Genomic DNA, 13,007 nt, shown 5'->3' with positions numbered 1-13,007 from the left:
CCCGCTCCGCCGGCTCGCCGGGTGTTAGAGGTGCGCGAGGCTGGTGCGCAAAACCGGTTCGGGTAAAATACCGCGCTTTTCGGCCGGCGCGGCCGCCCGCTGGGCGCCAGAAGCGCCGTCCGGCAAGGCTGCGGCCGGGTCCGTCCGAAGCTGGCATGGGAGCGGGCATGGTCACGGGCATGGTCACGGGCATGGCCACGGGCACGGTGGCGGGCATGTCCGCAGTCGATCCGATCGCCCAGGCCGCGCCGACGGGGCACGACAATTTTGACCGCCTAGAATAGCGACGGCCGGCCACAAGCCAGCGGTCGTCGAGATCGAACTACACGACGATCGCTTGACTCAGGAGAAACATGAAGAAGCTCGCACCGCGCGTCTACGGCATCTATCCGGGACTTTGAACCGGCAAAACACCACGTAGCAGACGCCAAACCCGGGACTCACCCGCATGGGCTTTGCGGATGCTTCGTAATAGAGTCGGCACTGGCCGCATCGCTTTCCCGCGGTCGGCCGGCAATGTATCGTCAAGGACCCCCTTATGCTCCTTCAAGGCTACGGCCCGCTGCTTCTCAACGGAACCTGGCAGACCATCAAACTGGCGATCCTCTCGCTGGTGTTCGCTTTCGTGCTCGGCCTGCTCGGCGCGGCGGCCAAACTGTCGAAAAACCGCATTTCCAACGGCGTCGGCACCGTCTATACGACGCTCGTGCGCGGCGTGCCCGACCTGGTGCTGATGCTGCTGCTGTTCTATAGCCTGCAGATCTGGCTGAACAATCTGACCGACCTGCTCGGCTGGGAACAGATCGACATCGACCCGTTCGTGGCCGGCGTCGTCGTGCTGGGCTTCATCTACGGCGCGTATTTCACCGAGACCTTCCGCGGCGCGTTTCTCGCGGTGCCGCGCGGCCAGCTCGAAGCGGGCGCGGCCTACGGCATGACCGGCTGGCAGGTGTTCACCCGCGTGATGTTCCCGCAGATGATGCGCTTCGCGCTGCCCGGCCTCGGCAACAACTGGCAGGTGATGGTGAAAGCGACCGCGCTGGTGTCCATCATCGGCCTGGCCGACGTGGTCAAAGCCTCGCAGGACGCCGGCAAGGGCACGCTGCGGTTCTTCTTCTTCACCCTGCTTGCCGGGGCTATCTATCTGGCCATCACCACGGTCTCGAACTTCGTGCTGATATACCTCGAAAAACGCTACTCGACCGGCGTACGCAAGGCGGATCTATGATCGAGATCATTCAGCAATACTGGCGCAACTATCTGTTCACCGACGGCTACCGCATGACCGGCGTCGCGGTCACGCTGTGGCTGCTGGTGGTGTCGATCGGTCTGGGCTTCTGTCTGTCGATTCCGCTGTCGGTTGCGCGCGTGTCGAAGAAGAAGTGGCTCTCGAGCCTCGTGTGGCTCTACACCTACGTGTTTCGCGGCACGCCGCTCTACGTGCAGTTGCTGCTGTGCTACACGGGCCTCTACAGCCTCGAGATCATCCGCAATCACGAACTCACCAACGCGTTCTTCCGCGACGGCATGCACTGCACGTTGCTCGCGTTCACGCTGAACACCTGTGCGTACACGACCGAGATTTTCGCCGGTGCGATCCGCGCGACGCCCTACGGTGAAATCGAAGCGGCGCGCGCGTACGGCATGTCGTCGTTCACGCTGTACCGTCGCGTGATCCTGCCGTCGGCGCTGCGCCGCGCCCTGCCGTACTACAGCAACGAAGTGATCCTGATGCTGCACTCCACCACGGTCGCCTTCACCGCGACCGTGCCGGACATCCTGAAGATCGCGCGCGACGTGAACTCGGCCACCTATCAGTCGTTCAACGCTTTCGGCATCGCCGCGCTGCTCTATCTGTGCATTTCGTTCGCGCTGGTCGCGCTGTTCCGCCGCGCCGAACGTCACTGGCTCGCCTATCTGCGGCCGCAAGGCAAATAAATCACGAAGGGCGCTGCGCCCCCAGCAAGTCAGCTCGCCAAGGATCCTGATGAACACCAAGAAGCAAAAGCTCTTCGTCGACGAGCTTCACAAACAGTACGGCGATAACGAAGTCCTCAAGGGCGTGTCGCTGAAGGCCAATGCCGGCGACGTGATCAGCGTGATCGGCTCGTCCGGGTCGGGCAAGAGCACGATGCTTCGCTGCATCAACTTTCTCGAGCAGCCGAACTCGGGGCGCATCTTCGTCGACGGTGAAGAAGTGCGCACGCAGATCGGCAAGAACGGCGCATTGCGCGTGTCGGACCCGAAACAGTTGCAGCGCGTGCGCACCAAACTGTCGATGGTGTTTCAGCACTTCAATTTGTGGTCGCATATGAACGTGCTCGAAAACATCATCGAGGCGCCCATCAACGTGCTGGGTCTGAAGCGCAAGGAAGCCGAAGACCGCGCCCGCGAGTATCTGGAGAAAGTGGGCCTCGCGCCTCGCCTGGAAAAACAGTACCCGTCGCATCTGTCGGGCGGCCAGCAGCAACGCGTGGCGATTGCGCGAGCGCTGGCCATGCACCCGGACGTGATGCTGTTCGACGAGCCCACTTCCGCGCTCGACCCCGAGCTGGTCGGCGAAGTGTTGAAGGTCATGCAGACGCTCGCCGAAGAAGGCCGCACGATGATCGTCGTCACGCATGAAATGGCCTTTGCGCGCAACGTGTCGAATCACGTGATGTTCCTGCATCAGGGACGCGTCGAAGAAGAAGGCCATCCCGACGAGGTATTCAAGAATACGAAGAGTGAACGGCTCAAGCAGTTTCTATCGGGTAGCCTGAAATAAAGGACATCGAATAACCCGTTATTTGGGCTGTAGTGGAACTAACGTTACAGGGCGCTTTCGAGCGCCCTTTTTCGTCTCATGCCCCTGTCCGTGCCGGCCATTCGCCCGTGAAATATGGCCTTCCGCGTTATTTCCCCCACCTCGTTTCGCCATACCTTGCCGTCATCCGAGCGTCAATAGTGGCAATCCTTGAGCGTCCTCGCGCTGAACCCCACTTCCCTTTGCGCACAAGGGTTTAAGGGAATCCGGGCGTTGTTGCAATGGGACGTTGCACACATTGGTATTGCAATTTGGAGACACCTGACAAGGCAGGTCCTAATTTCTTCTCCCTGGTAAGGGTATTTTTGATAAATTAGTAACCAAAGTAGCAAAACAAAGTTCATTAAAAGTAGTTTGACTTCAAAGCACAGAGGAGAACCGGTCGGCGAGGGATCGGCATGGCGACCAGATAGCCTCCAGGCTACACGTCACGGCAGGAGACCCAATCCACCCGCTAATCTCCCTGGTACCGATTTCTGTCCGGCCCGCATTTCGTCCGGGCACCACTCGCAGTACTAGGTTTCACTTTTTGACAGGGTATGGAGGAGATGATGAAGAAAGCTTTGCTCGCCGCTGCGCTGATGACAGCCGGTGTTGTTGCGCACGCCCAAAGCAGCGTGACGCTGTACGGCCGCCTTGACGCTGGCCTGGAATACATGACGGGCGTTCCGCAAGGCGTAGGTGCAAATGGTCAGGCAACGGGTAGCACGAACCGCTTTCGCGCAGAAAGCGGCGACTGGGGTACCAGCCTGTGGGGCATGAAGGGCGTCGAGGACATCGGTGGTGGTAACAAGGTCCTGTTCCAGTTGGAAGGCTCGTTCAACACGATGAACGGCTCAGGCCCCGGCGGTGGTGGTCTCTTCAATCGTTGGGCGACGGTCGGCTTGTCGAACGACCAGTACGGTACGTTCACGATGGGCCGCATGCTCTTCATCTCGAACGGTGACTGGGACTTCGACCCGTTCGGTCAATCCAACTGGTCGTCGGCATCGCTGGTGCGTGGCCGCAACTGGCCGCAATCGAGCAACAACGTTGCTTACCAGTCGCCGAAGGTTGCTGGCTTCGACTTCTACGGTCAATACGCACTGTCGAACGCGACGAGCTGGAACGGTAACGGCACGACCCCGCAAGGTCGCGAAGCTGGCGCTCAGATTACCTACACGAACTCGCTGTTCCAGGTTCGCGGTATGTACGACGAAATCCGCAACCCGGCTAACGGCGCACTGTACGGCCCGGCTTCGACCACCGGTCTGGTCAATACGGCTAATGCAGGCAACGGCGTATTCGCGGCATCGCGTGAATACTCGGCGTTCGTGAACGTGTTCCTCGGTCAGTTCAAGGTTCAGGGTGGTTACCAGGCCATTCGTTCGGCTGGTGCGACAGGCGTTCTGCCGGGTCAACCCACCACGCTCGATCACGAATGGGGCGGCGTAACGTGGCAAGCCACGCCGGCTGCTGCGCTGATCGCTGCGGTCTACCACGTCAACGGCAACAATGGCGCGGGCAATGCGACGATCTACACGGTCGGCGGTTCGTACAATCTGTCCAAGCGCACGCTGCTGGACATCCAGGTTGCCACGACGCAAAACAGCAAGACGGCCAACTATGGCCTGAATGCGAACAACGCAGGGACGGCCGCTTCGACGGACAACCCGCTGCCGGGTCATAGCCAGACTGGCGTGTATGCAGGTATTCAACACTCGTTCTAATCGAACGGTGTCAGGAACAGATCTTTAAGAGAATCTTTTTCACGCTGCTGCGAGAGGCGCGTATCGGTGCGATGTCCGAAAGGGTATCGCACCGTTTTTTATTTGTAGTGCGTCAAACAGCGGCTTCGTTTTCTTCGCCGGTGCGGATGCGAATGACGCGCTCCACGTCCGCCACGAAAATCTTGCCATCGCCGATCTTGCCGGTGCGCGCCGCGCCGATGATCGCGTCGATCACCTGATCGCATTGCGAGTCTGCAACGACCACTTCGATCTTCACTTTCGGCAGAAAGTCGACCACGTACTCTGCACCACGATAGAGCTCGGTGTGACCTTTCTGGCGGCCGAAACCTTTGACTTCGGTGACCGTCAGTCCGGTCAGTCCGACTTCTGCGAGCGCCTCGCGCACTTCGTCGAGTTTGAACGGTTTGATAACTGCAGTGATGCGCTTCATGGCGAACCTCGTCTCGTGTCTGGAAGAGTGAAAGGGAAATGGATGGTTTTTATTCTACGCTGCGCCGGAAGCATTTCGGCAAACCGGCCTGCGTGGAGAAGCCGCGTCGAATGAGCGGGCGGGCTTCACTAGGCCGCTGATTTTACCGGTTCCCCTCGCAAATCCTCCCACGTTGCGAAGACGGCTTCCCGCATGAACGCCGTCGAAAAGCCTTCGGCGCATCCGCGAAAATCATTGCAGGATTGCCGGAGCACCTCAACAATACGACCATCGCGCTATCCGGTATTGAGGGGGATTCAAGAATGCTGCGTGCGGGTTTATCCGAACTCAATGCGTTTGTCGCCGTCGCGGACAGCGGCAGTTTCAGTGCGGCCGCGAGGGCGCTCGACGTCTCGCCGTCCGCACTCAGTCACTCGATGAAAGGACTCGAAGCGCGACTCGGCGTGCGCCTGCTGAACCGGACAACGCGTTCGCTGTCACTGACCGAGGCCGGCGAAAATCTTCTGGTCAGAGTGCGTACCGCACTCACCGACCTCGACGAAGCGCTGGAAGAAACCTCTTCGCTGCGCTCGCGCCCGTCGGGTTCGATACGCATCAGCGCGGCCGAGTCCGGCACGAAGCTTCTGCTGCAGCACGTGTTGCCGGCGTTTCTCGCGAAATATCCGGACATTCACGTGGAATTCGTCATCGACAGCCGCATGGTCGATATCGTGAACGACGGTTTCGACGCCGGCATTCGCGTCCTCGACGATGTGCCGCGAGACATGATTGCGGTGCGCTTCGGCCCGGACGTCCGCTTCGCGGCCGTGGCGTCGCCCGAGTACATCCGCGAGCATTCGAAACCGGAAAAGCCGGCAGATCTGCTCAAACACCGCTGCATCCGGTTCCGCTTCGAAAGCGGGAAGATCTATCGCTGGGATCTTCGCAAAGGCGGCCGCGAAACCTCCATCGACGTGCAGGGACCAATGACGCTAGGCAATATCAACATGATGGTCGAGGCCGCACTGCAAGGTATCGGCATTGCGTGGATTCCCGAGTACGCGATTAGCGAGCATCTGGCGAGCGGCAAACTCATCGACCTGCTGCCCAAATGGAGTCCGTCGCTCTCGGGGCTGTGTCTGTATTACCCGGCTAACCGGCATCCGCCAGTCGCCTTGCGCCTGTTCAAAGAAGCGATTCGCGAGTGGGCATCGACCCAGAAACTGCCCCGCTGATCAGTGTGACCGGCGGGCCGGTTCCAGGCGCGCCCGAACCTGCTAGCAACGCTCGGGAATGTTCTTCAGGTCGTCCATCCAGACCGTCGCTTCCGAATCGCTAGGCGCTCTCCAGTCTCCACGCGGAGAAAGCGAGCCGCCCGTTCCCACTTTCGGCGCATTGGGCACGCACGAGCGCTTGAACTGGCTGATCTTGAAGAACCGGAACAGGAAAATGCCGAGGTTCTTTTTGATCGCCTCGATGTCGTACTCGCGATGTTCGAGCGTCGAGTCGGCCGGCCAGTCACCCGTCGACTTGTCGCCCCATGCTGCCAGCGAGAGGAACGCGACCTTCGACGGCCGGAATCCGAATCGCAGGATCTGGTAGAGGTTGAAGTCCTGCAGTTCATACGGTCCGATGACGCTTTCGGTCTTCTGTTCGAGTTTGCCTTCCACCTTGCCGGGAACGAGTTCGGGACTGATCTCCGTATCCACGATCTCCTGCAACACGGTGCCGCCGACATCGCCGATCTGTTTCGTGTCCGCGGCCCAGCGCACCAGATGCGTGATCAGCGTCTTCGGCACGCTCGCGTTGACGCTGTAGTGCGACATGTGATCGCCCACGCCGTAAGTACACCACCCCAACGCCAGCTCGCTCAGATCGCCGGTGCCGATCACGATAGCGCCGCTGTAGTTCGCGAGCCGGAACAGGTGATTGGTGCGCTCCCCTGCCTGCACGTTTTCAAACGTAATGTCGTATTGCGGTTCGCCGTTCGCGAACGGGTGACCCAGATCTTTTAGCATCTGGATACAGCTCGGGCGAATGTCGACTTCCGACGCGGAGCAGCCGACGGCTTCCATCAAACGACGCGCCTGAGCCAGCGTTCTGTCGCTGGTCGCAAAACCCGGCATCGTGACGGCAATGATATTCGTGCGCGGCAAGCCGAGCCGGTCCATCGCTTTCGCGCAGACGAGTAGCGCATGGGTCGAATCGAGTCCGCCCGATACGCCGATCACGACCTTGGACAGATTGCTGGAGGCCAGCCGCTGAACCAGCGCGCTGACCTGAATGTTGTAGACCTCGTGGCAACGTTCATCCCGCTTACCGGCATCGGCCGGCACATACGGGAAACGTTGCACCTTGCGTTGCAGCGGCAGACGCCCTGTCGTTTTGACGGCCACGTCGCAACTTACGACGCGGAACGTCTCCACTTCCAGTTTGTGTCTGCGTGCCGATTGGGCGAATGTGGACTGATGCATGCGTTCTCGCGACAGACGCTCGACATCGACATCGGCATAAACGACGTGCGACGCATCGCTAAAGCGCTCCGACTCCGCGAGCCGCTCGCCGTTTTCGTAGATGAGCGCCTGGCCGTCCCACGCCATGTCGGTCGTCGACTCGCCCTTGCCGGCGGACGAGTAGAGATACGCCGCGAGACAGCGTGCCGACTGCTGACTGACCAGCTGATGACGATACGCGGACTTGCCAACCACGATATTCGATGCCGACAGATTCAACAGAACGGTTGCACCGGCAAGCGCGGCAAAAGACGAAGGCGGGATAGGCACCCACACGTCCTCGCATATCTCCACATGAAACCTGAAGTACGGCACCGACGGAATGTCGAACAATAGCGACGAGCCGAAGGGCACATCGGCGTCGAACAGCCGGACGCTATCGACGACGGCGCAATCCGCGGATGTGAATTGCCGGGCCTCATAGAACTCGGCGTAGTTCGGAAGATAGGACTTGGGCACGATCCCCTGAACCTTCCCGGCGGCGACGACGGCCGCGCAATTGAACAGCGCATGATTGACCCGCAGCGGCAGCCCGACGACCATCGCCAGGTCGAGCTTTTTCGATTCCTCGACCAGTGCGCCGAGCGCATCCAGGCTGGCAGACAGCAGCGCCTCCTGATGGAACAGATCGTCACACGAGTAAGCGGAGAGGCCGAGTTCGGGAAACGCAATGAGCAATGCGCCGTTCTGAGCCGCCTGCCGCGCGAGCGCAAGGGTCTGCCCGACGTTGTAGGCCGGGTCGGCCACCCTGCACTCCGGAACGCCGACCGCAACGCGCGCGAAACCGTGGCTGTACAGGTTCAAGAACTCTTTTTTCTCTTTTGTCATTTCACATCCTTAGAGACTGCGATCGTGCATACGCTGCGGTTTCTTGCCCTCGGGCGACCGGACTCGAAACGGCGCCCCGGACTTTCCGGCTGTGCCCGCAGTTTACAGCTTTCCGCTTCCGGACCTCGTGGCCGCCGACGAGCCGCGCCCGATCGGCGCGTTTGCTTTACCATGGCCGTGCGGCAAGCCGGATGGCTTGCTGGAAGCGCGGCCGAGTCGAATCGCGACAGGCTCGACGGCACGGCCAAACCGGATAACCGAACGACGCACGGCACCGCGTCGCTCATTGGGAACAGTCACTCAGATTGAACCAGGAACACATCGATTATCGTACGGGCATTCTGGCGTCGCCTGCCGAGGTGGACGCAAGCGTGTGGAATGCCCTCCTTGCGCAGCAGTCGCAAGCCACGCCTTTTCTACGGCATGAATTCCTGAGCGCCCTGCACGCGACCAGGTGCGCCGTCGCCGATACGGGTTGGGCGCCGCAATTCGTCACCCTGACCGATACCCGCACGAACACGCTCGCGGCAGCCGCGCCCGTCTATCTGAAAGGCCACTCGTACGGCGAGTACGTGTTCGACTGGGCGTGGGCGGACGCATACAAGCGCAACGGCCTGCCCTATTACCCGAAGCTGCTCTGTGCGGTGCCGTTCACACCGGTACAAGGCAACCGCTTGCTGTCGACGGACGAGCATGCGCTCCGGCATCTGGTCGCGACACTGATGGCGTTCGCGGAACAGGCCGACGTCTCGTCGCTGCACGTGCTGTTTCCGACCGCGACCGAAGCCGGCGCGCTCACCGACATGGGCATGATGCAACGCGAGGGCGTGCAGTTTCATTGGCTCAACGACGGCTATCGCGACTTCGACGACTTTCTCTCCACACTCGAACAGAAGAAGCGAAAAAACATCCGCGCGGAACGCCGCAAAGTGCAGGAAGCCGGCGTCACGATGCGGCGGATTCGCGGCGAAGACATCCAGGACGCCGACTGGCGTTTCTTCAGCAAGTGCTACCGGCAGACCTATCGCGAGCATTTTTCGAGTCCGTATCTGAATCTGGACTTCTTCCGGATGATCGGCGCGTCGATGCCGGAGAACCTATTGCTGGTCATTGCGGAATTCGAAGGCAAGCCGATCGCGAGTTCGCTCGTCGTCTATCAGCGCGATGCAAAAACCGGCGGCACGCTGTATGGCCGTTACTGGGGCGCGCTGGAACACGTCCCCTGCCTGCATTTCGAAACGGCTTATTACCAGCCGCTCGAATTCTGCATCGAAGAGAAGCTCGGTGTGTTCGAAGGCGGCGCTCAGGGCGAACATAAAATGGCGCGCGGGTTCCTGCCGACGGTCACGCGTTCGGCGCATTGGCTCGCGCATCCCGCGTTCGCTGACGCGGTGGGCCATTTCCTCGATAACGAAAAGAACAGCATCCACGCTTACGTGGACGAGCTGCGCGAACACAATCCGTTCAAAGGCTGAGTCGCTGTCATGGCGTGGTTTCTCTATCTGCTCGAATGCTCGGACGGCAGCGTCTATACCGGCATTGCCGTCGACGTCGAGGCGCGTTTCGAGAAGCACTTGAGCGGCGCAGGCGCGCGCTATACCCGCTCGCGCAAGCCGGTCCAGATATTGGCGTCGTTCGAACTGGCGGACCGCTCGAGCGCGTCACGCGCGGAGTATTGGGTCAAGCGGCTCACGGCTGCCGAGAAACGCGCATTGGCCGCAGGATTGCGCACGCTCGAATCGGCGATGCCTGTGCCGGTGCTCGAACCTGAAGCCGAAGGCGAAACCCAAACCCAGGCTGCCGGCTAAACCCGCGCTTCCCGCAGCCGCTCCGTCAACAAGCGGCGCATCAACGCAATCTCTCCGACCGCGTCCGCTTCCAGCGAAGTCAGCCGGTCCCGCGCCGGCAGTTCATGCCGCCCGGGCCGCGACGTGCGATCCAGCGCGCTCTCGATATCCGCGCTCATCGCGTCGATCCAGTTCACCAGTTCGTCGTGCAGATCGCGCCGGTTGCTGCTGAAACGCAACTGCGTCGCCGTGCCCGCCATCTTGCGCAGCAAACTGAGCACGGTCAGCGTCACGGTATCGACCATCGAGTCTTCCAGCTTTTCGAGGCGTATCCGGCCAATCGCCTCTTCCGCGTTATTGCTGCCGAGTCCGGCGGCGCGGCGCAGGCGCTCCATGTCCTTGTCGCTGTGCGACGGCGCCGACAAAGCGGCACGCAAATAGGCCAGATTGGCGCGCACGGCGTCGCCGAGATACGCGCGGTAGTCGAACTTCTCGCGCGTCGGCCACAGCCAGAACGTCGCGATCAACGCCAGCACGCAGCCCAGCACGTTGTTACCCAGTCGTGTGACCGCATAGGCGACCTCGTTCACGCCGGGCGTCGCGAAATCGGCGACCAGTACGAAGGTCGGCGTGAGGAACAACACGAACAGGCTATAGCTCACCGGGCGCAACGCCATGGTCGCCACCACCAGCGGAAACACCGCCAGCGAAATGCCCAGCGGCGAGTGGATCGCGTAACCGATCGCCGCCGCCAGCACGCCACCGACGATGCTGCCTGCCGCGCGTTCGATACTCCGCGGCCAGGTCGCGGCAATCGACGGTTGCAGAATCAGCAAGGTCGCCATCGTCGCCCAGTAGCCGAACGGCAGCCCCAATGCGCGGATCACGAGGAAACCGGTGGTCGTGGTCACGCCGACGCGCGCGGCGTGCCGCAAGCCGACCGAGTCGGTCGACAGATTCGCCTTGAAGGTTTCCCAGACCCGCGTCAGCGATCGGGCGGCGCTTCTCGCCCACGGTTCGGCGCGTTCGGACGACGGCGTGAAGTCGACCAGTTCGAAATCGGAGCGCAGCGTGACCGGTTCCAGCAGCGCGGTTTCGAGGCGCCGCGCAAGACGCCGCACGCGTGCCTGCAGATCGGCGAGACGGTCCCACTGCTCGTCACTGGCGGCCGCGCCGATGCGCCGCAGCACGTCGCCCGTCCCGTTCAGCAGACGCGCCGCGCGTTTGACGCGGCGAGGATCGTCCGGCGCTTTCTCGCAGGCGCCGGACACCGCGATCAGATACGCGAACACCGCTTCGCTGTCGGCCAGCAAGCCGAGCAGCATGTCGTAGGTCGGCCGGCCGCCGCTTTTCGACGCTGGTACGTTTGCCAGAATCTTGCGCGAACGTTCGAGCGCGGCGCGCGTGTCGGCGCGGAATTTGGCGGCATGGGTCGCCCATTCGCGCGGCGGCGCACGACGTTCGAGCAGACGCGCACTGTCCATCGCGAGGTCGGCGAGTCGCAAATAAACCGCGCGCAACGAAGCGCGGCTCGTGCCGAACGGATGAATACGCCACACGGTCAGGCTCAGCGCAATCGCAAACAGACAACCGACCAGATAGATACCGAGAAACGCCAGGCCGTTGCGAATATCGTGAATGGGCCGGTCGACCATCACGACACATGCGGTGGCCGCCAGAATCGTCACCTGTGACGTGGCCGCGCCCCAGACGCGGCCAAACGCGCCGAGCGTCGTGAAGACCAGCACCGCGAGCGTCGCGGCGAGCGCGCCGCTGCCCGACGCGAAGGCGGACACGCCGCCGCACAGCGTGGAGAGCAACGCGAATCCCATCATCGATGCGAAGCGCGCGCGATTCGAGCCGGCCGCGTCGGCGAGACATGTCCAGAACGCGCCGATGGCTGCCCACGCGAAGATCGGATCGTGCAGGAGATTGCCGAGCGCCAGCATCGCCGTGGACGCGCACGCGGCCCGCAACCCTTCCGACAGACTGGCCTCGCTCGCTGCGAACGACACCATCCACACCGGCCGCTTGCGATAGATAGTGGCAGCCAGCGCGGCGGCCAGCGCGTAAGGCCGGCTCGACCAACGCGAGCCCGATGAGTGGGGAGTGCGATTCGACATCCGGACTACATGCTCCTGGCAACACCTCGTGGCGACGCGGTCATCATAAGGGTTAACACTTAACGATAAAAATAGCGTGACACTCTGAAAAAACCCATGAAAAAAACCGCGCGGTCCCTGCAGACTCGCGCGGTTCTTTGACGGCATGGAAACCGGGAATTGAGCAGCGGCTTACTTCGAGAAGTTGGCCACGCCTTCGGTGATTTCCTTGTGAGCGGCTTCGATGCCGGCCCAGCCTTCGACCTTCACCCACTTGCCTTTTTCCAGCGCCTTGTATTGCTCGAAGAAGTGCTTGATCTGGTCTTTCAGATATGCCGGCACGTCGTCGATGGATTTCAGGTCGGCCGTCATCGGGCAGACCTTGTCGTGCGCAACGGCGACGAGCTTCGCGTCGACGCCCGATTCGTCGGTCATCTGCAGCATGCCCAGTGCGCGTGCGCGAACCACGGAGCCGGCCAGCAGCGGGAACGGCGTGATGACCAGCACGTCGACCGGGTCGCCGTCGCCCGACAGCGTTTGCGGAATGTAGCCGTAATTTGCCGGATAGCGCATGCCCGTGCCGATGAAGCGGTCGACGTGGAGAAGACCGGTTTCCTTGTCGGCTTCGTACTTCACCGGATCGCTTTGCGCGGGGATTTCGATGATGACGTTGAAATCTTGCGGAAGGTCTTTACCAGCGGGGACGTGATTGAAGCTCATGGACGCTCTCTGATCAGGATGGAATTCGAAAGACACGGTGTGCGGCGCGCGCCGACGTCGGACCTGCGGCCCGACCGGACGGTGCTGCGGCCGGACAGTGTGGAATGCCGCA

General features: G+C 61.5%; 11 protein-coding genes. 7 read left to right on the top strand and 4 right to left on the bottom strand.

The features are described 5' to 3' along the window. The first annotated feature begins 538 nt into the window (after positions 1-538). The 4 genes from FQ746_RS16630 to FQ746_RS16615 all read left to right on the top strand — a co-directional run bounded on the left by FQ746_RS16630 (position 539) and on the right by FQ746_RS16615 (position 4,515). The gene (locus FQ746_RS16630) at positions 539-1,228 is read left to right on the top strand and encodes an ABC transporter permease (RefSeq protein ID WP_144110462.1); all 690 of its coding nucleotides are present in this window, start codon (positions 539-541) and stop codon (positions 1,226-1,228) included. Beyond that, positions 1,225-1,938 (top strand): ABC transporter permease, encoded by a 714-nt coding sequence (locus FQ746_RS16625; protein ID WP_144110461.1) that lies wholly within the window; start codon positions 1,225-1,227, stop codon positions 1,936-1,938. The genes FQ746_RS16630 and FQ746_RS16625 overlap by 4 nt, the downstream gene beginning before the upstream one ends. Positions 1,939-1,987: 49 nt before the next feature. Continuing rightward, a complete protein-coding gene (locus FQ746_RS16620) occupies positions 1,988-2,767 on the top strand; it encodes an ABC transporter ATP-binding protein (protein WP_144110460.1) in 780 nt (259 codons plus the stop codon). Positions 2,768-3,357: 590 nt separating this feature from the next. Further along, positions 3,358-4,515: a porin gene (locus FQ746_RS16615; RefSeq protein ID WP_144110459.1), complete on the top strand. Its 1,158-nt coding sequence runs from the start codon at positions 3,358-3,360 to the stop codon at positions 4,513-4,515. Positions 4,516-4,627: 112 nt separating this feature from the next. Here the strand turns inward: FQ746_RS16615 and glnK are convergent, their stop codons facing one another. After that, entirely contained in the window at positions 4,628-4,966 is a 339-nt protein-coding gene (gene glnK, locus FQ746_RS16610) for a P-II family nitrogen regulator (protein ID WP_013088783.1), read from the bottom strand. A 302-nt stretch (positions 4,967-5,268) separates the two neighbouring features. Between glnK and FQ746_RS16605 the strand changes: the two genes are divergently transcribed. Next, positions 5,269-6,180 (top strand): LysR family transcriptional regulator, encoded by a 912-nt coding sequence (locus FQ746_RS16605; RefSeq protein WP_144110458.1) that lies wholly within the window; start codon positions 5,269-5,271, stop codon positions 6,178-6,180. Positions 6,181-6,222: 42 nt separating this feature from the next. Here the strand turns inward: FQ746_RS16605 and FQ746_RS16600 are convergent, their stop codons facing one another. Continuing rightward, on the bottom strand, positions 6,223-8,286 hold the full coding sequence (locus FQ746_RS16600; RefSeq protein WP_144110457.1) for an NAD(+) synthase: 2,064 nt from the start codon (positions 8,284-8,286) through the stop codon (positions 6,223-6,225). A 305-nt stretch (positions 8,287-8,591) separates the two neighbouring features. On the opposite strand from FQ746_RS16600, the gene FQ746_RS16595 reads away from it, so the two are divergent. Both FQ746_RS16595 and FQ746_RS16590 read left to right on the top strand, forming a co-directional pair. Continuing rightward, positions 8,592-9,761, top strand: coding sequence for a GNAT family N-acetyltransferase (locus FQ746_RS16595; protein ID WP_144110456.1), 1,170 nt, complete (start codon positions 8,592-8,594; stop codon positions 9,759-9,761). A gap of 9 nt (positions 9,762-9,770) precedes the next feature. Then, positions 9,771-10,094, top strand: coding sequence for a GIY-YIG nuclease family protein (locus FQ746_RS16590; RefSeq protein ID WP_144110455.1), 324 nt, complete (start codon positions 9,771-9,773; stop codon positions 10,092-10,094). Here the strand turns inward: FQ746_RS16590 and FQ746_RS16585 are convergent. Both FQ746_RS16585 and ppa read right to left on the bottom strand, forming a co-directional pair. Then, positions 10,091-12,196, bottom strand: a complete 2,106-nt coding sequence (locus FQ746_RS16585; RefSeq protein WP_144110454.1) for an FUSC family protein — start codon at positions 12,194-12,196, stop codon at positions 10,091-10,093. The genes FQ746_RS16590 and FQ746_RS16585 overlap by 4 nt on opposite strands. Before the next feature lie 171 nt (positions 12,197-12,367). Then, positions 12,368-12,895 (bottom strand): inorganic diphosphatase, encoded by a 528-nt coding sequence (gene ppa, locus FQ746_RS16580; protein ID WP_144110453.1) that lies wholly within the window; start codon positions 12,893-12,895, stop codon positions 12,368-12,370. Positions 12,896-13,007 lie beyond the last annotated feature (112 nt).

The sequence above is a fragment of the Paraburkholderia sp. BCC1886 genome (assembly GCF_900996245.1).
Taxonomy (GTDB): domain Bacteria; phylum Pseudomonadota; class Gammaproteobacteria; order Burkholderiales; family Burkholderiaceae; genus Paraburkholderia.
The sequence above is the reverse complement of the archived record's forward strand: the minus strand, read 5'-3'. Positions and strand labels throughout refer to the sequence as shown.

What these genes read in the sequence shown, in the direction of transcription:
- glnK (WP_013088783.1), bottom strand. Translation starts at nt 4,966, where the DNA reads ATGAAGCGCATCACTGCAGTTATCAAACCGTTCAAACTCGACGAAGTG.
- FQ746_RS16625 (WP_144110461.1), top strand. Translation starts at nt 1,225, where the DNA reads ATGATCGAGATCATTCAGCAATACTGGCGCAACTATCTGTTCACCGAC.
- FQ746_RS16615 (WP_144110459.1), top strand. Translation starts at nt 3,358, where the DNA reads ATGAAGAAAGCTTTGCTCGCCGCTGCGCTGATGACAGCCGGTGTTGTT.
- ppa (WP_144110453.1), bottom strand. Translation starts at nt 12,895, where the DNA reads ATGAGCTTCAATCACGTCCCCGCTGGTAAAGACCTTCCGCAAGATTTC.
- FQ746_RS16585 (WP_144110454.1), bottom strand. Translation starts at nt 12,196, where the DNA reads ATGTCGAATCGCACTCCCCACTCATCGGGCTCGCGTTGGTCGAGCCGG.
- FQ746_RS16590 (WP_144110455.1), top strand. Translation starts at nt 9,771, where the DNA reads ATGGCGTGGTTTCTCTATCTGCTCGAATGCTCGGACGGCAGCGTCTAT.
- FQ746_RS16630 (WP_144110462.1), top strand. Translation starts at nt 539, where the DNA reads ATGCTCCTTCAAGGCTACGGCCCGCTGCTTCTCAACGGAACCTGGCAG.
- FQ746_RS16605 (WP_144110458.1), top strand. Translation starts at nt 5,269, where the DNA reads ATGCTGCGTGCGGGTTTATCCGAACTCAATGCGTTTGTCGCCGTCGCG.
- FQ746_RS16620 (WP_144110460.1), top strand. Translation starts at nt 1,988, where the DNA reads ATGAACACCAAGAAGCAAAAGCTCTTCGTCGACGAGCTTCACAAACAG.
- FQ746_RS16600 (WP_144110457.1), bottom strand. Translation starts at nt 8,286, where the DNA reads ATGACAAAAGAGAAAAAAGAGTTCTTGAACCTGTACAGCCACGGTTTC.